Below are 22,991 nucleotides of genomic sequence, written 5' to 3' on the forward strand. Positions count from 1 at the left end.
GGCTCAGCTCGCGAGCGCCTCGTACCGCACCCCCGTCAGCCGCTCGGACGCGGCCCACAACCCCCGCCCCGCCGTGTCGCTGAGCGTCCACTTGGCGCGGGCCGAGCGGACGGGGGAGCCGCGCCACAGCCCCTGGAGGGGCGGGCCGAAGAAGTCGTCCTGACGGACGTCAGGCCCGGTCGCCGCGTACAGGACGGGGAGGGTGCCCTGCTCCGGGCTCTGGGCGAAGTAGCGGTTGCCGATCTCCATGAACCGTTCCTTCGCCCGGTGGCCCTCCATCTTCGGCGCGGCGGACATGAGGTTGGTCGCGGCGTAGCCGGGGTGCGCGGCGGCCGCCACCAGGCGGACGTCCGCCGCGCGCAGCCGGTGGGCGAGCTCGTGGGTGAAGAGGAGATTGGCGGACTTGGAGCGGGCGTAGGCGACCCAACGCCGGTACCTCCGCTCCATGTTCAGGTCGCGCGGGTCCACCGTCCCCAGCATGTGCATGAAGCTGGAGACGGTGACCACCCGCGCTCCCGGGCCCGCCTCCAGCAGCTTCGGCAGCAGCAGCCCGGTCAGCGCGAAGTGGCCCAGGTGGTTGACGCCGAACTGCGTCTCGAAGCCATCGGCGGTCCGGCTGTGCGGGAGGGCCATCACGCCCGCGTTGTTGATCAGCAGATCGAGCCGGTCGCCCTTGTGCTCGGCCGCGAAGGCCCGTACGGACCCCAGATCCGCGAGGTCCAGCGGCGCGACCGTCACGCGCGCGCCCGGCGCCTGCGCCCGGATCCGCTCGGCCGCCTCGTCCCCCCGCTTCTCGCTGCGGCACCCGAGCACCACCCGCGCACCGCGCCGCGCCAACTCCCGTGCGGTGACGAATCCGAGCCCGCTGTTGGCGCCGGTCACGACGGCGGTGCGGCCGGTCTGATCGGGAATGTCGCTCGCGGTCCAGCCCTTCATCACGCGCTCCTTCGCCGTCTGTCGCGTCTGTCGCGGCCTGCGCTACGCGTCGGTAGCCCCTGTGTCCGGCGACAGCCTAAGGGCGGGGTGGTGAAGGTGCGAGGCGTGCGGAGCGACACTCGAACCACACGTCCTTGCCAGTGGGCGTGGGAAGCGCCGCCCAGCGGTAGGCGGTGCTGCTGAGGAGGAACATGCCCCGGCCGCTTTCGGCGCACCAGTCCGGTTCGGACACGGTGGGGAGAGTGGAGTCGGTGTCACTGATGGTCGTGTGGACGCCGTCCTCGGTGTTCCATAACCGGAGGCGGCACTCGGGGGAACCAGTGTGCTTGGGGACATTGGTGAGCACTTCCGTGACGCAGAGTGCCACGGCGTCGATCAGGTCGTCCCGGCCCCAGAGGCGCAGGTGGGCACGGATGATGCGGCGAATTCCGCACAGTATCCGAGGGTCGACGTGCAGGTGCTGTTCGTAACTCTGGGGGACCTCTTCAACTGCCATGGCGGGCACGGCCTTTCGGTGACGGTCGGTGAATGCCGCCGATCGTGGACCCTCACTCAACGCCTGGGCAAGTTATTCCTTTGATGCCACTCATACGGGTGAAGGAATAGCCAACGCGCTTGTGAGGCTCTGAAGCCGCCGGGCAGCATGCGGCCATGGATCAGAGGGATATGCCCACGATGCGCAGCCGTCGGCTCGGCGCGGAACTACGCCGCTTGCGCATCGAGGCGGGACTGAAGGTGCAAGAAGCCGCCGAGGTGCTGGAGTGTGGGCAGCCCAAGATCAGCCAGATCGAGAATGGGAAGCGTGGCATCCGCCCGCTGGACCTGACGGTGCTGCTGAAGCATTACGGGGTTGAGGACGAGCGTCAGTGCGCAAGCCTGAGGCGACTGGCCAGGGAGATTCACAAGGTCGACTGGTGGAGCAACCAAGGGCCGCTGCTGGACGACAACCTGCGGGATTACCTGACTCTCGAAGCGGACTCGGAGCTGGTGTGTTCTTACGAGTCCGTGGTCATTCCCGGCCTGTTGCAGACCGAGGCGTACATGCGCCAGACGTTTGCGGTGCACCCGCCCGAGCGTATTGAAGTCCTCGTGGAGACGAGGATGAAGCGCAAGGAGTTGCTGAACGACCGCGCGGGATTCCGTCTACGAGCGGTGATCGATGTACCTGCCCTGCACCGTCTTGGCCGCTCGGCGGAGGTCGTCCGTGAACAGCTCGAACAGCTCCAGAAGGATGCCGAGCGGAGCAACGTGAACATTCAGGTGCTCCCGCTCGGCGCGGCTCTACCGGTGGATGTGTACCCGCCATTCACCATCTTCCGTCAGCGTGGTGAACCCCCAGCGGATGTCGTCTGGTTGGAGCACATTACGGGTGGTAATTTGCTGGAGCAGCGTCGGGACGTGCAGAGGTACTCCAAGGCTTGGGACGAACTGACGGCCGCCGCACTACCTCCCGCCGACTCTCAGCAGTACATCCGTGACCTCCTCTAGGAAGCAGACCGTGATACACGAACTGGACGGCGTGACGTGGCATAAGAGCACATACAGCGGAAATTCCGGCGGCTGCGTCGAACACGGCATCCTTCCCACCGGCCGTCAGGCCGTCCGCGACACCAAGGACCGCGAGCGCGGGGCGCTGCTCTTCGAGCCGTCCGCCTGGCAGGCGTTCGTGGATGCCGTCCGAGACGGCGAGTTCGACAGCTAGCCAGCGGCTGTGCCATGGGTGTTACGGGCGCGGAAGGCGCTAGGGCTCACGCCCCGGTGGCGTTTGAAGGCGGCGCTGAAGCCGAAGGCATCGGCGTAGCCGAGAGACTTGGCGATCTGAACGATGGAGGAGTCGGTGTCGGACAGGAGTGCGTCGGCCTCGTCCATACGGCATTCGGTGAGGTAGGTCAGTGGCGGGCGACCCATCACCTTGGTGAAGCGTTTGGCGAACAGCGCTCGGGAGACACCGGATTCGGTGGCGAGCGCCTCTACCGTCCATCTCTCGGAGGGCCGGGCGTGGAAGGCTTCGAGAGCGGGGCGAGGATCGGGTCGGCCAGGCCGCGATACCAGTCGGGGGCTTCCGAGCCCGCCCGGTCGAACCAGGTACGCAGCGTGCACACCAGGGCCCAGTCCAGCAGTCGGTCCATCAGAGCCTGGGAGCCGGCCGGGCGCCGTCGACGAAGCGGATGGTCCAGGGCGCTTCCAGCACGGCGTGGCTGACGACCGAGCCCTCGGCCCGGATTCCACGCAGTAGCGCACTCAAAGGATCCACGGATGTCATCGTAGACGAACTCCTATGCAGCGGAGCGTTTCCCCTATGGATCGTCTAATGGATCACGGGTGTACTGGACTGGTCGAACTGACCGAGACCAGCCAGGAGAAGCCGTGTCGCACCGCAGCAGCGCTGCCAGGACCGCCCTTGTGGTCGTCGCACACCATCGGGCCGATTCCCTCACCGCGCACACCGCCCGCCGTACCACCGCGCGACTCGAGACCGCCGGATACCGCGTCGACCTGCTCGACTTGCACGCCGAAGGGTTCGACCCGCGGATGAACGTGGCGGACCAGCCGGACTGGGGCAACCGGGAGAAGCCGTACTCGGACGAAGTCCAGGCCCATATGCGGCGCGTTCTCGACGCCGACGTCGTCGTCGCCGTGTTCCCCGTGTACTGGCAGAGCGTGCCCGCCCTCCTCAAGGGCTGGATCGATCGCGTGTGGAACTACGGATTCGCCTACGGCCGCAGCAAGCCCCGCCTGGCGGGCAAGCGCATGCTGTGGCTGGGCCTGGCCGGCGCCACCTCCGATGACCCCATCACAGAGGGAATGCAGGCCGTGCTGGAGACCAACCTGAGCGAGGGCATCGCCTATTACTGCGGATTCGCCCACTCCTCCGTCGCCCTGCTCCCCGACGCCGAGGAGCGCCCGCAGCGCATCGACGCCGAGGGCAATCTGCTGGTCGGCGACGCGGTTGCGGGAGCCGAGCGCGAGGCGCGATATGCCGAGTTCGACCGCCGCGCGCGGAAGGCCGTGGAAGGGTTCCTTACAGCGGAACCGGCGGCGGCCTGAGGACGGACAACGAAAGCGGCACCCGACCGAGCCCAGTAGCCCCGCGCCCCCGTAGGCGGCGGGGCCGCTGTCGGAGCCATGAGCGATGATCTCCCCATGGCGTATGCGACGGGGGAGGACGGGGGAGGCCCGATGACGACCGGTGCCTGGACGGCCGTGGACGACGAGCGCGTGGTGCTCGCGCTGGGCGGGCTCATCGAGGGTCCGGGGATGTGGCGGCCCGGTGCGCTGGCCTCCATCGAGCGGACCGGCCGGTTCCTGACCGGGGCGTGGGATCCGCCCGGCCCCAACGGCGAGGACGGGCCCGGGATCGCCGGGGAAGGGTCGTGGGCGCGGTTCATCGGGCGGATCGGGGCCGTGGCGCTCCGGGCCGCCGTCGCGTCCACGCGCCCCGAGCGGCGCGAACGGCTGCTGGCGCTGCTGGAGATGTGGGCGGAGAGCCCGTTCGCCGATCCGGCCGCCCGGCTGCGCACCGGGATCGTGGTCACCGAGCGCCTCGCGGTGCGCGACGGGCGCGGGGCGGCCGTCAGCGTCGGGTGGAGGCGTGAGGGGCGGCGCCGGTTCGTCGAGCTGCGGACGGGGGACGCGGAGCCGCCGAGCCTGGGGGAGATCGAGGAGGCGCGGGACGTGCCGCGCGGCTGGGGGAGCCCCGAGCAGCTGCGGCGGCTGGTGGCGCTGGTCCGCGAGCGGGGCCCGGCCCCGTGGGACCGGGAGGCCGTGGCCCTGCTGCGGGAGCGCACGGGCATGGGGCGCCCCGCCGCGTCCCTCGTGCTCGCCGGGCACCTGCAGCGGATGTACGTCCCGTTCCTGGACGCCGACGAGCGGGCGACGCTGCGGCTGAAGGTGGCCGAGGCCGAGGACGGCGCGTCCGAACTGGCCCGGCTGACCGCGCCGGAGCGGCTGGAACTCCTCGCGGACGTGCTGCCCGAGGACCCGGCCGAGCTCTGGGAGCCGGACGGGATGCGCGGGGTGGCGGAGCGGCTCGCCGAGGCGTGGCAGGCGCGGCGCGGCCGGCGGGTCGTGGTGCCCGAGCGCACCCTCACGGCGGTCATGGAGCTGCGGTTGCTCCGCCTCTCGGCGGTCGAGTTCTGCGCCGCGTTCACCAACCCCGCCGCCGAACCCGGGCTCGGGGCGCCCCTCGACACCTGGATCAAGAACAGTGAGCACGGCCCGCTGCTCACCGACGCCCGGTGGGACATCATGCGGTTCGAGGACCGCCTGCGCTCCCTCGTGCCGCACCTGGCCTGGGTCTACGCCGAGCTCCCCGCCGGTGACCCGGTCCGCGAGGGGCTGCCCGGTTTGGTGCGGCTGCTCCTCGAGCGGCTGGACCACCCGGGGCTGCTGCTGCCTGCCGGGCGCCCCGCCGCCGGTTCGGGGAGTACGGTCGCCGAGCTCCAGGAGCGGTTCGGGTTCCGGCCGTACGCGGGCCCGGAGCGGCTGGACGTGGCGAGCATCGACGACGGGCTCACCGTCATCACGGACGGCACGGTCAGCCGCAGGGGGGACCGGTCCCCGCCCAGGGTGTACTTCCGCCCCGCGTTCTACGGCGACGACGAGCGCTCCCAGGCCCTGGCGGCCCTCACCTCCGGCTTCGGCCGGGAGGACCTCCCGCTGGTCGAGTGGCTGCGCGGTCCGGTCTGCGCGCGCATCGCCGAGCGGGTCGAGAGCGCGTCGCTGCCGGTGGGGGCGTACGAGTCCAACCCGGCGGCCTCCGCGCCGGATCTGGTGGCGCGGGTCGCCGACACGCTCGGCGTCGACGAGGACGCGGCCGCGCTTTACCTCCAGCTGCTGGCCCTGCCCGCGCCGACCGACCGCAACGTCCGCACCTGGAACGGGTGGCAGACCGCCCGGCACCAGAAGGCCGCCGCCACGCTGGTCGAGCGCGGCCTGGTCACCGAGGACAAGCGCCCCCGGGCGGGCCGTCAGGTCTTCCTGCCGGGCGAGTGGATCCACGCCAAGAAGCCGTACCAGCCCATGGAGGCGTGGAAGGCGGAGCTGATCGGGCTGCGCCGCTCCTCCAACGGGCGGCTGGAGAACCCCCTGCCGCTGCCCGACCGCACCCTGCCCGAACTGTTCGCCCACGCCTGGTCGCTGGTGGAGAAGGGCGAGGGGCCGTCCTGAACCGGCCCCGGGGGCGGCCCGCCCGGGGCCGGTGGCCCCAGGCGTTTTCCCGCCCCCCCCGGGGCCCCGGGGCTACTTCACCCGCGCCTCGCACACCATCCGCCGCCGGTGGTCCACCGTGCGCTCGGGCCCGGTCAGCGTCAGCGGCACGGTGTGCCGTACGCCGGAGTCGGCGCTGGAGGAGGCCAGCCGCAGCTCCAGGGCGCCCGGTTCCACCACCCTCGTGCCATCGGCGCCCAGCGGGTACGAGGCGAGGTCGGCATGGAAGGTGAAGTGGACCTCGGCGGACTCGCCCGGCCGCAGCGGCACCCGTGCGTAGCCGATCAGCCGGGACACCGGCCGGGCGATACGGGCCACCGGATCGTGGAGGTAGAGCTGCACGACCTCCGTCCCGGCCCGGTCACCGGTGTTGCGCACGGTCAGCCGGACCGTGGTCTCCCCGTCGGTCGGCACATCGGTCGCGTCGGCCTCCGGGCGCTCCCAGGCGAACGAGGTGTAGGACAGCCCATGGCCGAAGGGGAACAGCGGGGTCGGGTCGATCGAGCTGGCATCGCCGCGCAGCCCGAGCGGCGGCTGAGCGTACGTCCAGGGCTGGCCGCCGGGCGCGTACGGAACGCTCACCGGCAGCCGGCCCGAGGGGTTGACGCGCCCGCTCAGCACCCCGGCGACCGCCGGGCCGCCCTCCTCCCCGGGGAAGAACGCCTGCACGGCGCCGGCCAGCAGGCGCGACCAGCGGCCGAGGGCGTACGGCCGGCCGGTGAACAGCACCAGCACCACAGGGGTGCCGGTGGCCACCAGGGTGTCCAGCAATGCCCCCTGGTCACCGGGGAGTTCGAGATCGGCGGCGTCACAGCCCTCACCCGAGGTGCCCCGGCCGAACAGCCCCGAGCGGTCGCCCAGCACCGCGACGCACACATCCGCGTCCGCCGCCGTCCGGGCCGCCTGCGCCAACCGGCTTTCGGCGGTGAGCGCCGCCGCACCGGCCGAGGGCGCGCCCCCCGCGTCCCCGGCGGACGCGGCCGGGCCGGGCGCGGCGCACCCCTCGGCATGGGTGATCCGCGCACCGGGCAGCTCGGCGCGCAGCGCGGCGAAGAGCGTCGGCACCTCGATGCCCAGGGGGAGTTCGGGGTGCTCCACCCCGACGTGGCGGGGGAAGGTGTAGCAGCCGAGCATCGCGGCCGGGTCGTCGGCGAGCGGGCCGACCACCGCGATCCGGGCGTCCGGCGCGAGCGGCAGCACATCGCCGTCGTCGGCGAGCAGCACCACCGACTCCTCGGCCAGCTCCCGCGCGACGGCCCGCATGCCGGGCGGATCGAGGTCGATGCCGTCGGGCCCCGCCGACTCCGCGAGCGCCGACGGCATCGGCGACCAGTCCGCGTCCAGCAGCCCCAGCTCGCACTTCTGCCGCAGCACCCGCAGCGCCGCCCGGTCCACCAGCGCCTCGTCCACCTCCCCGGCCCGTACCGCCTCCCGCAGCGGGGTGCCGAAGCACCGCACCGCGGGCAGCTCCACGTCCACCCCCGCCGCCAGGGCGAGCCCGGCCGCGCCGCCCCGGGTGTCGGCCACGTGGTGGGCCAGCTCCAGGAAGGACACCCCGAAGTAGTCGGCGACGACGGTGCCGGTGAAGCCCCAGGTGTCGCGGAGCAGTTCGGTCAGCAGCCAGGGGTTGGCGGCCGAGGGCACCCCGTCGATGTCGTTGTAGGAGTGCATGACCGACCGCGCGCCCCCGTCCCGTACCGCCAGTTCGAAGGGGGGCAGGACGACATCGGCGAGTTCCCGGGGCCCGATGGAGACCGGTGCGTGGTTGCGGCCGCCCCGGGAGGCGGCGTAGCCCGCGAAGTGCTTGAGGGTGGCGACGATCCCGGCGGTCTCCAGGCTGCGGACGTACGCGGTGCCGATGGTGGCGACGAGATACGGGTCCTCGCCGATGGACTCCTCCGTACGGCCCCAGCGCGCGTCCCGCACCACGTCCAGCACCGGGGCAAGGCCCTGGTGGATACCGGCCGACCGCAGCGAACCGCCGATCAGCTCGGCCGCCCGCCCCACCAGCGCCGGGTCGAAGGACGCGCCCCAGGCGAGCGGGGTGGGGAAGACGGTGGCGCGCCAGGCGAAGAAGCCGGTCAGACACTCCTCATGGGCCAGCGCCGGGATCCCGAAGCGGTTCCCGGCGGCGATCCGGGCCTGGAGGCGGGCCAGCGCGGCGGCGCCCTCGGCCGGTTCGACGGGGGAGGTGCCGAAGGGGCGGGTCAGTTGGCCGATGCCATGGGGGAGGAGGCCATCGAGGTCCACGGCCTCGGACACCTCGTGCTGCAGCGGGGCGACGTCCTCGCCCTCCTCGGCCTCGGATCCCGGCCATACGCCGACGAGTTGGGCGAGCTTCTCCTCCAGCGTCATCGAGGAGAGCAGGGCCGCCGCGCGGTCCTCGGCGGAGAGGGAGGTGTCCTGCCAGGGCTGAGGCATGAAGCTCCTTGTCGGGGGAGGACGGCGGGGTGGGAGAACGGCTCGCGGGCCGCCCGGAGGCGGCGTGGGTGCCGCCCGGAGGCGGCCTATTTGCCGCCCACGCCCATCAGCCCGCTGATCAGCTGACGGCGGGCGAAGAGATAGACCAGGAAGATCGGGACGATGGAGAGCACCACGGCGGTGAGCAGCGCCGGGGTGTCCACCCGGAACTCGCCCACGTAGTCGTACAGCCCCAGGGTCAGCAGCCGGTTGCTCTTGGACTGGGTGAGCAGCAGCGGGAAGAGGAAGCCGTTCCAGGCGTGCAGGGCCGACATCACCCCGACCGTGGAGATCCCGGACCGCGACAGCGGCACGACGAGCTGGAGCAGCACCCGGGTCGGGCTCGCGCCGTCCAGCGCCATCGACTCGTACAGCTCCTCGTCGATGTCGCGCATCGTGCCGACCAGGATCAGCACGCTGACCGGGAGGGAGAAGGCGGCGGTCGGCAGGATCACCGCGAGCAGGGTGTCGTACAGCTGGAGCTTGGTGATGACCAGATAGACCGGGATCACCACCGCCTGGGAGGGGATCGCGAGACCCAGCAGGAAGATCTGGAAGATCCGGCGGGAGGCGCGGCCGCGGGTGCGGACGACGGTGTAGCCGACGGTCACCGACAGCGTGATCACGATCGCCGCGCACACGACCGTGACCAGCGCGGTGTTGAGGAGGTAGGAGAGGAAGTCGGAGCGCAGCACCCGCCGGTAGTTGGCGAGCGTCGGATGGTCGGGCAGGGCCAGCGGGCCGTCGTCGATATAGCCGTCGCGGGTCTGGAAGGTGGCGGCCACCAGGACGTACAGCGGCAGTCCGACGATGCCGAGCCAGATCAGGGAGCCGAGCCCGGCCGGGTAGTTCCAGCGGGGCAGACCCCGGCGGCGGAGGCGGGGGCGAGGGGCCGCCGGGGTCTTGTTCGGCGTACGGACGCCGTTCAGGGGGCGGTTCGGGTGAGGGTTCGGGTGGTCGTGCAGGACGTCGGTCACATCCCCTCCCGGGTGCTGCGCATCGCGGCGAAGCCGGTGAGCCGCACCAGCAGCAGCGAGACGGTGGTGGCGACGACGACGAGGATGGTGGCGACCGCGCTGGCGTAGCCGAGGTCGAACGCCTGGAAGCCGTTCTTGTACATCAGGTACGGCACGATCGTGGTGTCCGTGCCCGGCCCGCCCTTGGTGAGGATCAGCACGGTGTCGAAGAAGGTCAGCGCGCCCACCACCATGATCACCGACGAGGTGACGATGGTGTTGCGCAGTTGGGGCAGGGTGATCGAGAAGAACTGCCGTACGGTCCCGGCGCCGTCGATGGCCGCCGCGTCGTAGAGCGAGCGCGGGATGGCGCGGGCGCCGCCCTGGTAGATCAGCGTGTGCAGCGGGATGAACTGCCAGGCGGTGACGAACAGGATCGCCCCGAAGGCGCCCTTGGAGCTGCCGAGCAGATCGCCGTCCGCGAAGCCCAGGGCGGGCCCGATGTCGGCGATCAGACCGAAGTTGGGGTCCAGCAGCGACTTCCAGACCAGTGCGAGCGCCACGGAGGAGCCCAGCAGCGGCAGGAAGAAGATCGCCGACAGCACGGCACGGTTGCGCTGCCGACCGGCCGCCCATACGCCCAGCAGCAGCGCGAGCGGGGTCTGGAACACCCAGGTCAGCACGGTCAGCACCAGGCTGAGCCAGATGGCCTGATGGGTTTCCGGGTCGTCCCACAGCCGGGACCAGTTGCTCATCCCGGTCCAGCTCGGGGTGCCGATGCCGTCCCAGTCGGTGAAGGCGAGGGCGCCGACCAGGATCATCGGCGCCACCGCGAAGAAGACGAAGAACAGCGCGCCGGGGAGGGCCCAGACGACGCCGGGCCGGCCGACCCCGGCCCGGCCGACGCTCGCCGGGCCGGCTTTCGTCCGGCCGGCGCTCCGGCGTGGCTCGTGCGCCGGGCGCCGCTCGCGGGTCGCGGCGTCCGCCATCACATGCCCTTCAGGGCGTCGACGAACCCGGCCGGGCTGAGCTGCCCGTTGAACAGCTTCTGCACGGCGGTGTGCAGCGGCGGGGTGTACTTGGCGGGGAGCGCCTGGTCCCAGGAGAGCGTGAAGTCGGGGGCCTGCTTGACCAAGTCGTACTGGAACCGCGCGTAGTCGGGGTTCTCGTGCTCGGCGAGCAGGGAGGTGGCGTCGGAGGTGGTGGGGACGTCCCCGTTGGCGATGAGGTCCTTGGAGTAGTCCTGCTTCGCCGCGAACTTCACGAACTCGATGGCGGCCTTCTGCTTGTCGCCCTTCACCTTGGCGTTGACCGACCAGTAGTTGGTCGGGTTGCCGACGACGCTCTTGGGGTCACCGCTGCCGCCGGGGACCGCCGGGAAGGTGGTCCAGCCCAGCCCCGACTTGGCGAACGCGGGCTGGTTGGCCTTCTGGTTGGCGTACTCCCAGCTTCCCATCAGGTGCATGGCCGCCTTGCCCTTGGCGAAGAGCGTGGAGGCCCCGTCGGCGGTGTAGTTGACCGACTTGTAGTTCTTGCCGAACGCACCCCGGCCGACCAGGTCCTTGACGGTCTGCGCGGCCTTGAGCACCGCCGGGTCGTCCCACGCCGCCATGGACTGGCTCTGGACCTTCTGGAACACCCCGGCCCCGCCGTAGCGGTCCACCAGGTACTCCACCCACATCAGCTCGGTCCAGGCGTCGGTGCCGGCCAGCGCGAACGGGGCGACGCCCTTGCCCTTGAACGTGCCGATGAGCTTCAGCAGATCCTTCCAGGACTTCGGGGGCGTGGCCCCGGCGTCCTCGAAGACATTCTTGTTGTAGAAGAGGATCACCGGCTGCATCCCGCGCATGGGAATCCCGTAGTGCTTTCCGTCGATCGCGCCCGCGTCGAGGATCGTGGGGATGAACGCCTTCTTCAGCTCCGGGTCCTTGGCCATCGCCGGGTCGAGGTCGAGCAGCATGTCCTTCTTGACGAACTCGCTGATGCTGCCGCCGCCCCAGTTGAAGAAGATGTCCGGGGCGTTGGGCGTGCCCATGGAGGTGCGCATCTTGTCCGAGTAGCCATCGCCGGGTACCTGGGTGAGCTTCACCTTGATGTCGGAGGTCTTGTTGAACCGCTTGACGACCTCGCGCTGCACCTTGGTCGAGGCGTCCTGGTAGACCCAGACGTCGAGGGAGTCGTCATCCGAACCCCCGGGCCCGCCGCTTCCGCAGCCGGCGAGTGCCGTCCCGACCAGCAGCGCGGCCGCTGCCAGGGTGGACGCACGAAGGGTGGACCTTGACCGAGGTATGCGCATCGTGTGCCTTCCGGAAGTAGCCCGATAATTCTCGGAAGCGGTTGCGTGGAAGGTATGGGGGTGCTGATGCGGTGTCAAGGGTTTCGGCAGCGACCGGCTTTCGTCCCCCACCCCACCCCTTCCCGAACGGGGACTCCGCCCCCGGCCCCACCCGAACGCCCTTCGGGCGTGTCCTCAAGCGCCGGACGGGCTGGAAAATCCAGCCCGTCCGGCGCTTGAGGACCGGGGTCCGGGGCGGAGCCCCGGCGGGGGTGTGGGGGCGGAGCCCCCACGGTGGGGGCGGGGGCGCAGCCCCCGTTCGGGAAGGGGCGGGGTGGGGGATCAGCCCTCGGCGAGCGGGGCGTGGGGGATCAGCCCCCAGCGGCGGTGCCGTGGAGGATCAGCCCTCGGCGAGCGGGGCATGGGGGGCCAGCCCCCGGCGAGCGGCGCCCGGGGATCAGGCCGCCGTGGGCGGGGCCCGGGGGATCAGCCCTCGGTGGGTGGGGCCGTGCTGGCGCGGACCACCAGCTCGGTGGCCAGTTCGACCCTCGGGGACTCGAGCTCCTCCCCCCGCGCCTGCCGCAACACCGTACGAGCGGCCAACTTGCCCATGTCCGCGAGCGGTTGACGGACCGTCGTCAGCGGGGGCGCCGACCAGCGGACCTCCGGAAGGTCGTCGAAGCCGACGATGCTCACGTCCTCCGGAACCCGCAGCCCCCGACGGCGCAGCGCCTCGATCGCGCCCAGGGCCATCTGGTCGCTGGACGCGAAGATGGCGGTCGGCGGGGTGGGCCCGGACATCAACTGGTCGCAGCCGTGGAAACCGGACTCGTGGTAGAAGTCGCCCTGCGCCACCAGCGCCGGGTCGAACGGCGAGCCCGCCGCCTCCAGCGCCGCCCGGTGGCCGTCCAGCCGGGCCCGGCTGCACAGCAGCCGCGGCGGACCTGCGATCAGCCCGATCCGCCGGTGGCCGAGGCTCAGCAGATGTTCGGTGGCGGCCATGCCGCCCGCCCAGTTGGTGGCCCCCACGGTGGGCGCGTCCAGCGCCGGGGAGCCGGCCGGGTCGACGACCACGATCGGCACGTTCAGCCGCCGCAGCTCCTCGTGGACCACCGGCTCCAGTACGGACGTCACCAGGATCACCCCGTCCGAGGCGCGGGCCCGCAGGTTCTTCAGCCACTTCCGGGCCGAGCCCGCGCGGCCGTGGATCGCCGAGACCACCGTGCCCACCCCGTCCTGGTGCGCGACGTCCTCCACGCCCCGGATGATCTCCACCGCCCAGGGGCTGTCCAGATCGTTGAAGACCAGGTCCACCAGGGCGGCGCGGTCGCCCGGCGCGCTCTGGCGGCGGCGGTAGCCGTGGAGCCGCAGCAGATCCTCGACCCGGGCCCGGGTCTCGGGCGAGACATCCGAACGGCCGTTGACCACCCGGGAGACCGTGGGCACCGACACCCCGGCCTCCTGGGCGATGGCCGTGATCGTCACCTTGGGCCGGGCGCCGCCCTCGGTGCCCCTGCTCTCCGTAGCCATTTCCGCCTCCTCCGTTGACGGGAGCCACCCCCGCCTCGTGCTTCCCGGGGACGCGCCCTCGGAACCTTGCAGAAGTCTTCCGGAAAACCGGATCAGACGTGAAGAGACGAGAGAGGGACGCCCCCATCAAGCTCCTGAGCTTACGCAGCACCGCACGGCCGGCCGCCATCATCCCGGCCGCCATCGTCCCGGCCGCCATCGCCCCAGCCGCCATCGTCCGGGCACCCCGCCACCCGGAATCCCCTCTCCCCGGGTGTAAGAAAGCGCGGCCCTCGACCACTGCATGGTGAGAGAGCCGAGATGAGGAGACGGCGTGACCGACGCCCAACGCTTTCGGGACCTTTACGAGGAGTGCCATCCCCGTGTGCTGGCCTACGCGGCCGGCCTGGTGGGCCGGCAGGTCGGTGAGGACATCACCAGCGAGACCTTCACGGTCGCCTGGCGGCGGATGCGGGACATCCCCACGCCACCGCTGCCGTGGCTGCTCGGCGTGGCCCGCAACCTGACCCGCGAGCTGCGGCGCCGCGACGGCAGGCAGTACGCCCTGGCCGCTCAGGAGGCCCAGCGCATCATCACCTCCGGCGCCCAGGTCGAGGACGTGGCCGCGGGGGTGGCCGAGCGCGCGGTGGCGCTCCAGGCGCTGGCGGGGCTGTCCGCCGCCGACCGCGAGCTGCTGACGCTGGTCGCCTGGCACGGGCTCGGCCCGAGCCAGGCGGCACGCGTCCTGGGCTGCTCCACCGCCACGTTCTCGGTGCGGCTGCACCGGGCCAGACGGCGGCTGGAGCGGGCCGTCGACGCGGTCGGACCCTCTCGCGACCCTCGCGACTCCCGCCCGAACGTGAAAGTGACAGTGAAGGAGCACTGACATGGCACGCAAGCGGCCCGATGTCATGAAGACGCTGGCGGACGCCCGGCCCCCGGAGCTCGATCCGGACCACCTGGCCGGTTCGGAACGCGCCCGGCACGACCTGATCACCATCCTGGCGAGCAGGCCCGACGCGCCGGAGCCGCGGACGGCGTCCCGGTCCGCCCGGCCGTTCACGTGGCGGTGGGCGCTGCCCGTCGCCGCGACGGCGGCCGCGGCCGGGGTGCTCGTCGCCACCCTGCCCCAGGACGGCTCCGGCACCCGGGACGCCCGCGGCTCCCGCGCCACCGCCGGACCCACCACGGACGGCCCCCGGCACACTCCCAAGAGCGGCCGCCTGGCCCTGCTCACCGTGGCCGCCCGGGTGGATCGTACGGCGGACGAGGGCACGTACTGGCAGACGACCGCCCGGTCGGCCTGGATCGGCGTCGCCTCCGCGTCCGAGTCGACCTTCGCGGTGGTCTCCTCCGAGACGTCGCGGTGGTCCTTCGGGGTGCGGCCCGGTACGCAGAGCCTGTGGATCTCGGGGATCGACGCCACCACCGAGCCCCGCACCGAGCGCGACACGGCGCGCTGGCGGGCCGCCGGATCGCCGAAGGACCTGACGCTCCCCGCGTCCGGGTCGGGCGGCAAGCTCGGTCTGCGGCTGGAGACGGGGGCGAGGAAGCCGCCGACGGTGGACCGGATCAACAGCGGCGACACGATCGCCGCCCTCGGCGCGCGCAATGTGACCTACGCGGAGCTGCGGAAACTCCCCGGCGACAGCGCGAAGCTGAAGGAGGTGCTGGCGGAGCTGTACGAGGAGGACCGCGGAAGCGAGATCTCCGGCCGCACCGAGTGGATGTGGCGGCAGGCGGCCAACCTGATCGACCTCCCGGTCAGGCCCGAGGTCCGGGCCGCCGCGTACCGCGTCATCGCCGATCTGCCGGGCATCCGGTCGCTCGGCGAGGTGACGGACCCGCTGGGCCGCGAGGGGGTCGGCTTCGCCCTGCCCGCGACCGGCCGGCCCGACTACGGGGCCGCGCGGTCGGAGCTGATCGTGGACCCGGCGACCGGGGCCCTGCTGTCCGACCAGGAGGTGCTGACCAAGCCGAACGCGAAGGCCGCCGAGGCGGGGCTCACGGCGGGCACGGTGGTGAACTACACCGCCACGGTGACGTCGGAGTGGACCGACCGGCAGCTCAAGACCCCTGAATGACCGGTCGGGGCGAGCTGTAAGAACGGCCGGGCGGCGGCCATTTCCTTCTGAGAACCCCACCCCAGCAGAAGGAGCGTCATGGACAGAACCGCAGGACGGCCCGGAACCCGCCGGACGCGGCTGCGCACAGCGGTCGCGGTGTGCGCGGTCGCACTCGGCACGCTCGCCACCCTCGGCACCCCCGCGAATGCCGCGACCGGCCCCGCGAATGCCGCGACGGGCACCGTTACCGGCACCGCGTCCAGCGCCTCGTCCGACCGGGCGGCCCGCGCCGACACCCCCTGGAAGCTGCGGACGCCGCTGAGCGAGACCGCCTCGCGGGAGTTCTGGGACGTCGCCGCGACCGGCGCCAAGGACGCCTGGGCGGTGGGCCGCGGGACGGACGGCGCCGACGGGCCCACCCCCCTGATCAAGCACTGGAACGGCGGCACCTGGACGGACGTACCCGCCGCCTCCACCGGTGGGAGGCCCGCCCAGTTGGAGAAGGTCGCCGCCGCCGCGCCCGACGACGCCTGGGCGGCCGGCACCGTGACCGACAACACCTCCGCGCCGATCGTGCTGCAGCACTGGAACGGCAAGAAGTGGACGAAGGTCGGCCACGCGGCCCCCGCCGAGGGATCGCTGAGCTTCGTCGGCGACCTGGCCGCGTTCGGTAAGAAGGCGGCCTGGCTGACCAGCTTCGACTGGGATCCGAACGGCAACGCCCAGGTCTCCCGTCTGGAGCGCTGGACCGGCTCCGCGTGGGAGACGGTGTCCCTCCCCGCCGCCCCCGGTGGTGGCCAGGTACAGCCGTGGGACATCACCGGCACCGGTCCGGACGACGTATGGGTCACCGCGAGCGCCGTGACCGGCGAGGTGTCCGTACCCCTGCTGGACCACTGGAACGGCAGCCGCTGGACGGTCCGTGAGGTGCCGGCCCCCGGCGAGCACCCGACCGGCTGGGTGGCCAACCACGCCGTGGCCACCGGCCGTAACTCGGTCTACGTCGTCGGGAAGACCAACGACCCGCAGTCGCCCACGGCCACCATGGCCACCCGCTGGACCGGCAGCCGCTGGCAGACGCTCCCCGCGCTCCCCGTCGGCGAGGCGAACGCCGCGGGCGCGGACGGCGCCGGGCGGCTGTGGATCGCCGGCTGGACCCCGGGCAACCCCCACTCCGTGCTGGCCCGTTGGACCGGTACGGAGTGGGCGACCGAGGAGCTGCCGACCGACGTCACCGAGCACAGCGAGATGTCCACGGTGCTCGGTGTCGCGGGCGTCCCCGGGACGAAGGGTGTGCTCGCCGCGGGGACGGCCGGCTGCGCGAGCGACCCCGTCCAGTGCGGGGTGCTGGTCTCACGCGACCTGGGCTGACACTCGTCTCACTCGACCCGGGCTGACACCTCGTCTCACGCGACCTGGGCCGACACCTCGTCCGCGCCCGCCCGCGTACGGGTCGCATACGCCTGGACGACGACCCCCTCGTCGTCCAGGCACCGCCCCGTCCCCAGGTCGAAGCGCTGCTTCAGCAGCGGGGAGGCGACGAACGGCCGCCCGCCCGCCGAGCCCAGCAGCCCCCGGGAGAGGACATACGCCCCGGTGAACGGGTCGCGGTTGGCGATCGCGTACACGCGCCCCGAGCGGTCCAGGAAGACCGCCACCTGGGAGCCGTCCGGCAGCAGCGCGGCCACCCCGCGCCCGGGGGTGAGGTCGGTCAGCTCGCAGACGGTGAACCACCGCTGCTCGACGAGGAGTTCCACGCGGACCGCGGTCCGCTCGGGGGCCATGGGCGTCATGGGTGCCATGGTCATCGGCTGGCAGTCCCTTCGAGAGTACGGACGGGGAGGGTGGGGCCTGACAGGATCGTCAGGTCCGGCTTGACCTGGTCGCGCTCGGGCACGAACTTCACCGTCGGGTCGGGTGCGCCCGGCGCGTTGACGAAGGAGACGAAGCGCCGCAGCCGATCCGGGTCGCCCAGGGTCTCGGCCCACTCGTCGCGGTAGCCGGCCACGTGGTCGGCCATCATCGCCTCGAGCTCGGCGCACAGCCCCAGCGAGTCCTCGACCACCACCTCGCGGACGTGGTCCAGACCGCCCTCGATCCGCTCCAGCCAGGCCGAGGTGCGCTCCAGACGGTCCGCGGTGCGGATGTAGAACATCAGGAACCGGTCGATGAGGCGGATCAGCTCCTCGTCGTCCAGGTCCTGGGCGAGCAGATCGGCGTGGCGCGGGTCGGCTCCGCCGTTGCCGCCCACGTACAGGTTCCAGCCGTTGGACGTGGCGATCACGCCGAAGTCCTTGCCGCGCGCCTCGGCGCATTCGCGGGCACAGCCGGAGACGGCCGACTTGAGCTTGTGCGGTGAGCGCAGCCCCCGATAGCGCAGCTCCAGGTCGATGGCCATCCGGACGGAGTCCTGCACTCCGTAGCGGCACCAGGTCTGGCCCACGCACGACTTCACGGTGCGCAGTGCCTTGCCGTACGCGTGGCCCGACTCGAAACCGGCGTCCACCAGCCGCGCCCAGATCGGCGGGAGCTGGTCCACGCGGGCGCCGAAGAGGTCGATCCGCTGACCCCCGGTGATCTTCGTATAGAGCCCGAAGTCCCGGGCCACCTCGCCGATCACGATCAGCTTCTCCGGGGTGATCTCCCCGCCCGGGATCCGGGGCACGATCGAATACGACCCGTTGCGCTGGAGATTGGCCAGGAAGTGGTCGTTGGTGTCCTGGAGGGCCGCCTGCTCGCCGTCCAGCACATAGCCGCTCGCGCCCAGGGTCGGGGCCAGGGAGGCGATGATCGAGGCCACGGCGGGCTTGCACACCTCACAGCCGTCACCCTCCCGGGCCTCCGCCCGGCCGTGGCTGTCCAGAAGCTGGGCGTAGCTGGTGATGCGCAGGGTGCGGACGATCTCGTACAGCTCGGCGCGGGTGTACGCGAAGCAGCCGCACAGCCCCTTGTCCACGCTGACCCCGCTCGCCTCCAGCTCGTCGTTGACGAGTGAGGTGAGCGCCTTGACGCAGCTCCCGCAGCCGGTGCCCGCCTTGGTGCACTTCTTCACCTCCGGGACGGTGGTGCAGTGGTGGTCGGTGACGGCCGAACGGATCGCGCCCTTGGTGACGTTGTGGCAGTTGCAGATGACCGCCTCGTCCGGCAGCGCGGAGGGGCCGAGGGCGGCGGGTGCGCCCAGCCCTGCCGGGAGGACGAGCTGCTCGGGGGCCACGGGCGGCACCGAGCCGGTGAGGGGGCGCAGCATGCCGTACGCCTCGGCGTCGCCGACCAGCACCCCGCCGAGGAGGGCGCCGTCGGCGCCCACCACGAGCTTCTTGTAGACGCCCGACCGGGAGTCGGAGTAGACGACGTCCAGGCAGCCGTCGGCGGTGCCGTGGGCGTCGCCGAAGCTGGCCACGTCGACGCCGAGGAGCTTGAGCTTGGTGGAGGTGTCGGCGCCGCGGAAGCCGCCGGCGGCGGCGTCGCCCGCGATGGGGTCGCCCGCGATGGCGTCGCTCGCGATGGCGTCCGCGGCCGCCTGGGCCATCTCGTAACCGGGCGCGACCAGCCCGTACACCCGGCCGTCGGCGGCCAGCGCGCACTCGCCGATCGCGTACACCGCCGGATCGCTGGTGCGGCACGTCTCGTCCACCGCGATGCCGCCGCGCTCGCCGACCTCGAGGCCGCAGTCGCGGGCCAGTTGATCGCGGGGGCGCACGCCCGCCGAGAAGATCACGAGGTCGGTGTCGATGGACGAGCCGTCGGACAGCGTCATGGCGGTGACCGCGCCGTCGCCGTCCGCCGTGATCTCCTTACCGCCGACGCCGGTGTGCACGATCAGGCCCATGTCCTCGACCGTGCGGCGCAGCGCGGCGCCGCCGCCCTCGTCCACCTGGATGGCCATCAGGCGCGGGTTGAACTCCACGATGTGGGTGGTGAGCCCGAGCCCCTTGAGCGCACCGGCGGCTTCGAGGCCGAGCAGCCCACCGCCGATGACCGTCCCCGAGGTGCAATTCTTCGCATACTCCTCGATCGCGAGCAGATCCTCGACGGTCCGGTAGACGAAACAGCCGTCACTGTCCTTGCCGGGCACGGGCGGGACGAACGGATACGAGCCGGTGGCCAGCACGAGCGTGTCGTAGCCGACGGTCAGCCCGGACCGGCTGGTCACGGTGCGGGCGTCGCGGTCGATGACCTGGGCCGGGTCGCCCAGATGCAACTCGATGCCGTGCCGCGCCATGAAGCCCTCCTCGACGAGGGAGAGCTCGTCCGGGGTACGCCCGGAGAAGTACGAGGTCAGCTGGACGCGGTCATAGGCGGGGCGAGGCTCCTCGCAGAACACGACGACGCGGGCGGTCTCCGTGACCTTCCGCTCGGCCAGCGCTTCGAGAAACCGCTGGCCGACCATGCCGTGGCCGACGAGCACGATGGTGGGTGCGGCATTGGCTTTTCGGGAGTTCGATGCGCTCATCGTCAGGACCCTCCATCGTTGGTCAGCAGGTGGAGCAAGGGGGTGGCGGGGAGCGGCTCGTCGCTCTCCCAGGTGCGGGCGAGCGCGCCGACGGTGCCGAGATCGCCGAGAAGAATGCCCCCGAGCAGGCGGTCACCACGGACCACGACTTTGCGGTACGTGTTGCGGGTGGCGTCGGTGAGGTGAATGACGTCGTCGCCGGGGGCGGGGGTGGGGTTGCCGAAGGCAGCGAGATCGAGGGGGCCGGGGGTTGACGCTGAGGTGAGCGTCAGCCGGGTGAGCGTACGGGTGCCGCGGTACCGGGGCCCGGTCCCGCCGCCGGGTGCGGTGTCCGTGTGCGGGGTTGGGGTTTCGTCGCCGGGTGCGGTGTCCGTGTGCCGGGCTGGGGTTTCGTCGCCGGGTGCGGGCCGGTGGCCGGTTTGTGCCCACCCGTTCCGCCCCGCGGAACGATTGCCCACAAACCGGTCCCCGGGGGCGGAGCCCCCGTCGGGGTCTGGGGCGGAGCCCCGGTCGAGCCCACGGGCGGCGCCCTCGCGGGGTTCGGGGGCGGAGCCCTCGTGGGGGTCTAGGGGGCGGAGCCCCATAGTTTCGGGGAGGGGCGGGGTGGGGGAGAGGCGGTGCGCCAGCACATCCGCCTGCTCCTGCGCCGCGCCTGCCAGGCCGTACACAACCCCCGCGTGCTCCGCACAGTCGCCGATCGCGAACACCCGCGGGTCACTCGTCCGCAGCTCGTCGTCGATCACGACCCCCCGCGCCACCTCCAGCCCAGCGGCCACCGCCAGCCCGACCCGTGGCCGGACCCCGCACGCCAGCACGACGAGGTCAGCCTCCAGGGCGTATCCGTCGGCGAGTTCAACGGCCTTCACCAAGCGCCCCGCGCCCATCGCGCGCGTGCGCAGGCCGCGGACCCGGCACTCCGTGTGGACCTCCACGCCCAGCGCCGCCATATGCCGCCGCAGCAGCCCGGACGCGCCCGGGTCAAGCTGGCGCTCCATCAGGTGCTCGCCCTGCTGCGCCAGGACCACCTGGGCGCCGCGCTGGGCCAGCGCACGCGCGGCGGAGACGCCGAGGAGTCCGCCGCCGATGACGACGGCCCGCGCCCCGGGCCGTACGGCGGCGCCGAGGGCCAGGCAGTCGTCCATGGTGCGGAAGGCGTGGACGCCGTCCGGGAGGTCTTGGCCGTCCGGTTCGAAGAGGCCGCGCAGCGGCGGCAGCACCGGGTTGGAGCCGGTGGCCAGCACCAGCGCGTCGTACGGCACGCGGCGGCCGTCGTCGCACACCACCTCCGCCGTGGGGCGGTCGACGCGGACCACCCGCACTCCGCTGAGCCGCCGCACCCCGGCGGCGGGGGCGGGAAGCGCGATGACCTCCGGCGCGTACCGCCCGGCGAGCACCTCGGCGAGCAGCACCCGGTTGTACGCGGGGTGCGGCTCCTCGCCGATGATCGTGACCTCGACGGCCACCCCGCCGGTGTCGCTGCCGGCACCCGCACCCGCACCCGCGCCCGCACCGGCAGCACCGGCACCGGCAGCACCGGCACCGGAAGCACCGGCACCGGCACCCGCAGCACCGGCACCGGCGAGCGCGCCCGCACTCGCCCCCGCGCCCCGCGCAGCGAGCTGCTGCGCCAGCCGCGTACCCGCCATGCCGCCGCCGACGATCACCACCCGGCGGCTCGGGCTCATCGGCTCCCTGTACGACTCCATGCCAGGAAGCCTGCGGGGTGCCTGTTACCCGACCGCATCCCCACCGTTTCCCGTAGGCAACGCTGCCCTCAGCGCGCTCCCTCAGCCGCTGTGAGCCGCCCCGGGCGCCCCGGCCGCCCCGACCGCCCCGGCCCCCAGCCGGATGGGGAGCCGCTGCGGGCTGTTGCCGACGAAGCTGGGGTGGGGGACCAGGGCCTCGTCCGGGACCGCCAGGTCGAGGTCGGGGAAGCGGGTGAAGAGGGCCTCGAGGGCGATCACGGCCTCCATGCGGGCCAGCGGGGCGCCCAGGCAGAAGTGGGCGCCGTGGCCGAAGGACAGATGGCGCGCGCCCCGGGTGACGTCGAAGCGGCCGGCGTCCGGGCCGTACGCCCGCTCGTCGCGCCCGGCGGCGGTGTACGAGACGAGCACGGGCGCGCCCTTCGGGATGACCGCGTCCCCGACCGGGAGGTCCCTCGTGGCGTAGCGGAACGGGAAGAAGGACACCGGGCTGTCGTACCGCAGCGTCTCCTCGACCACATCGCCCCAGCTCGCGGCCCCGGACCGGACCAGATCGAGCTGATCGCGGTGGTTGCACAGCGCCCGCACCGCGTTGGTGATCAGATTGAGCGTGGTCTCGTGCCCGGCGATGATCGTCAGCATCAGCGTGCCGATCAGCTCCTCCTCGCTGAGCCGGTCGCCGTCCTCCTCACGCACCGCGATCAGCGCGCTGGTCAGATCGTCCCCGGGGTCCCGCAGCCGGGCAGCGGCCACCTGGCCGAGGATCGCCACCATCTCGCGGTTGGCGGCCGGGACCCGCTCGGGCGCGGTCTGGGTGGAGACGATCTCGTTGGACAGCTCGTGCAGCCGGTCCTGGTAGTGGTCGTCCACGCCCAGCAGTTGGCAGATCACGCTCATGGGCAGCGGCAACGCGAAGTGGCGGCGCAGATCGGCCACCCCGTCCGGATCGGCCGCGGCGGCCCCGCCCAGCCGCTCCAGCAGCGTGCCGGTCAGCTCGTGGACCACCGGGCGCAGCGCCTCCACCCGGCGCGGGGTGAACGCCCGGGTCACCAGGGACCGCAGCCGCTTGTGGTCCTCACCATCCGCGGTGATCATGCCGCGCACGGTGGCGAAGGTCCGCATCGGCCAGCCGGGCGGGAGCTCGTCGTTCTGGAGCGCGGCGAAGTGGCAGGCGTTCTTGGCCACGTCGGGGTGGGTGACGAAGTCCTTCAGCTCCTCGTGCCGGGTGATGGCGTACCCCGGTACGTCACCTGGCAGCAGGACCGGGACCGCGGCCCCGCGGGCGCGCAGCTCTTCGTTCACCGCGTGCTGGCGCGCCCCGGTGGGGTCCAGGCGGTGCGGTGCGGCGGGGTCGGCGTGCGGCACGGGGCAAAGGCCGTCGGTCATCTGCTGTCTCCTGCGGGGGAGTCGGGGGTCGGGACCGGT

19 protein-coding genes and 1 pseudogene are annotated in these 22,991 nt (G+C 72.3%); 7 read left to right on the forward strand and 13 right to left on the reverse strand.

The features are described from left to right. Window positions 1-3: 3 nt before the first annotated feature. Both ACZ6TD_RS31640 and ACZ6TD_RS31645 read right to left on the reverse strand, forming a co-directional pair. Window positions 4-936 carry an oxidoreductase gene (locus ACZ6TD_RS31640; RefSeq protein ID WP_471343588.1) on the reverse strand — a complete coding sequence of 311 codons (933 nt, stop codon included), beginning with the start codon at window positions 934-936 and terminating at the stop codon, window positions 4-6. Window positions 937-1,012: 76 nt separating this feature from the next. After that, window positions 1,013-1,432 (reverse strand): ATP-binding protein, encoded by a 420-nt coding sequence (locus ACZ6TD_RS31645; protein ID WP_471343591.1) that lies wholly within the window; start codon window positions 1,430-1,432, stop codon window positions 1,013-1,015. Window positions 1,433-1,587: 155 nt separating this feature from the next. Here ACZ6TD_RS31645 and ACZ6TD_RS31650 point away from each other — a divergent pair, with 155 nt between their 5' ends. Together ACZ6TD_RS31650 and ACZ6TD_RS31655 are read left to right on the forward strand one after the other, a co-directional pair. After that, entirely contained in the window at window positions 1,588-2,424 is an 837-nt protein-coding gene (locus tag ACZ6TD_RS31650; protein ID WP_471343593.1) for a helix-turn-helix domain-containing protein, read from the forward strand. Between the two features lie 10 nt (window positions 2,425-2,434). Then, window positions 2,435-2,638 (forward strand): DUF397 domain-containing protein, encoded by a 204-nt coding sequence (locus tag ACZ6TD_RS31655; RefSeq protein ID WP_471343595.1) that lies wholly within the window; start codon window positions 2,435-2,437, stop codon window positions 2,636-2,638. Here ACZ6TD_RS31655 and ACZ6TD_RS31660 read toward each other — a convergent pair. Next, window positions 2,635-3,092: pseudogene (locus tag ACZ6TD_RS31660) on the reverse strand (helix-turn-helix transcriptional regulator); the annotation flags it as partial. The gene ACZ6TD_RS31655 and the pseudogene ACZ6TD_RS31660 overlap by 4 nt on opposite strands. Continuing rightward, a complete protein-coding gene (locus tag ACZ6TD_RS31665; RefSeq protein ID WP_471343597.1) occupies window positions 3,065-3,199 on the reverse strand; it encodes a cupin domain-containing protein in 135 nt (44 codons plus the stop codon). The gene ACZ6TD_RS31665 and the pseudogene ACZ6TD_RS31660, both read right to left, overlap by 28 nt. A gap of 104 nt (window positions 3,200-3,303) precedes the next feature. Between ACZ6TD_RS31665 and ACZ6TD_RS31670 the strand changes: the two genes are divergently transcribed. Together ACZ6TD_RS31670 and ACZ6TD_RS31675 are read left to right on the forward strand one after the other, a co-directional pair. After that, window positions 3,304-3,984: an NAD(P)H oxidoreductase gene (locus tag ACZ6TD_RS31670; protein ID WP_471343598.1), complete on the forward strand. Its 681-nt coding sequence runs from the start codon at window positions 3,304-3,306 to the stop codon at window positions 3,982-3,984. Window positions 3,985-4,116: 132 nt separating this feature from the next. After that, complete coding sequence (locus ACZ6TD_RS31675) at window positions 4,117-6,105, forward strand: hypothetical protein (RefSeq protein ID WP_471343601.1); 1,989 nt, start codon at window positions 4,117-4,119, stop codon at window positions 6,103-6,105. 72 nt (window positions 6,106-6,177) lie between these two features. Here the strand turns inward: ACZ6TD_RS31675 and ACZ6TD_RS31680 are convergent, their stop codons facing one another. The 5 genes from ACZ6TD_RS31680 to ACZ6TD_RS31700 all read right to left on the reverse strand — a co-directional run bounded on the left by ACZ6TD_RS31680 (window position 6,178) and on the right by ACZ6TD_RS31700 (window position 13,365). Beyond that, window positions 6,178-8,565: a beta-xylosidase/alpha-l-arabinosidase gene (locus ACZ6TD_RS31680; RefSeq protein ID WP_471343602.1), complete on the reverse strand. Its 2,388-nt coding sequence runs from the start codon at window positions 8,563-8,565 to the stop codon at window positions 6,178-6,180. Between the two features lie 86 nt (window positions 8,566-8,651). Continuing rightward, window positions 8,652-9,467 (reverse strand): carbohydrate ABC transporter permease, encoded by an 816-nt coding sequence (locus ACZ6TD_RS31685; protein ID WP_471358206.1) that lies wholly within the window; start codon window positions 9,465-9,467, stop codon window positions 8,652-8,654. A 110-nt stretch (window positions 9,468-9,577) separates the two neighbouring features. Beyond that, window positions 9,578-10,549, reverse strand: coding sequence for a carbohydrate ABC transporter permease (locus ACZ6TD_RS31690; protein ID WP_471343604.1), 972 nt, complete (start codon window positions 10,547-10,549; stop codon window positions 9,578-9,580). Continuing rightward, window positions 10,549-11,856 (reverse strand): extracellular solute-binding protein, encoded by a 1,308-nt coding sequence (locus tag ACZ6TD_RS31695; protein ID WP_471343605.1) that lies wholly within the window; start codon window positions 11,854-11,856, stop codon window positions 10,549-10,551. The genes ACZ6TD_RS31690 and ACZ6TD_RS31695 overlap by 1 nt, the downstream gene beginning before the upstream one ends. A gap of 465 nt (window positions 11,857-12,321) precedes the next feature. Further along, on the reverse strand, window positions 12,322-13,365 hold the full coding sequence (locus ACZ6TD_RS31700; RefSeq protein WP_471343606.1) for a LacI family DNA-binding transcriptional regulator: 1,044 nt from the start codon (window positions 13,363-13,365) through the stop codon (window positions 12,322-12,324). 313 nt (window positions 13,366-13,678) lie between these two features. On the opposite strand from ACZ6TD_RS31700, the gene ACZ6TD_RS31705 reads away from it, so the two are divergent. From ACZ6TD_RS31705 to ACZ6TD_RS31715, 3 genes are all read left to right on the forward strand, one after another. Continuing rightward, window positions 13,679-14,230: an RNA polymerase sigma factor gene (locus ACZ6TD_RS31705; RefSeq protein ID WP_471343608.1), complete on the forward strand. Its 552-nt coding sequence runs from the start codon at window positions 13,679-13,681 to the stop codon at window positions 14,228-14,230. A 1-nt stretch (window position 14,231) separates the two neighbouring features. After that, window positions 14,232-15,428, forward strand: coding sequence for a CU044_5270 family protein (locus ACZ6TD_RS31710; protein WP_471343610.1), 1,197 nt, complete (start codon window positions 14,232-14,234; stop codon window positions 15,426-15,428). A 78-nt stretch (window positions 15,429-15,506) separates the two neighbouring features. Next, window positions 15,507-16,781, forward strand: a complete 1,275-nt coding sequence (locus ACZ6TD_RS31715) for a hypothetical protein (protein WP_471343612.1) — start codon at window positions 15,507-15,509, stop codon at window positions 16,779-16,781. 35 nt (window positions 16,782-16,816) lie between these two features. On the opposite strand, the gene nirD is transcribed toward ACZ6TD_RS31715, so the two are convergent. The 4 genes from nirD to ACZ6TD_RS31735 all read right to left on the reverse strand — a co-directional run bounded on the left by nirD (window position 16,817) and on the right by ACZ6TD_RS31735 (window position 22,952). After that, window positions 16,817-17,218 (reverse strand): nitrite reductase small subunit NirD, encoded by a 402-nt coding sequence (gene nirD, locus ACZ6TD_RS31720; protein ID WP_471343614.1) that lies wholly within the window; start codon window positions 17,216-17,218, stop codon window positions 16,817-16,819. Continuing rightward, window positions 17,215-19,863: a nitrite reductase large subunit NirB gene (gene nirB, locus ACZ6TD_RS31725; RefSeq protein ID WP_471343616.1), complete on the reverse strand. Its 2,649-nt coding sequence runs from the start codon at window positions 19,861-19,863 to the stop codon at window positions 17,215-17,217. The genes nirD and nirB overlap by 4 nt, the downstream gene beginning before the upstream one ends. A 2-nt stretch (window positions 19,864-19,865) precedes the next feature. Next, entirely contained in the window at window positions 19,866-21,530 is a 1,665-nt protein-coding gene (locus ACZ6TD_RS31730) for an NAD(P)/FAD-dependent oxidoreductase (protein ID WP_471358208.1), read from the reverse strand. Between the two features lie 120 nt (window positions 21,531-21,650). Further along, window positions 21,651-22,952 carry a cytochrome P450 family protein gene (locus ACZ6TD_RS31735; RefSeq protein ID WP_471343617.1) on the reverse strand — a complete coding sequence of 434 codons (1,302 nt, stop codon included), beginning with the start codon at window positions 22,950-22,952 and terminating at the stop codon, window positions 21,651-21,653. Window positions 22,953-22,991: the final 39 nt, after the last annotated feature.

The sequence above is a fragment of the Streptomyces yongxingensis genome (assembly GCF_055597465.1).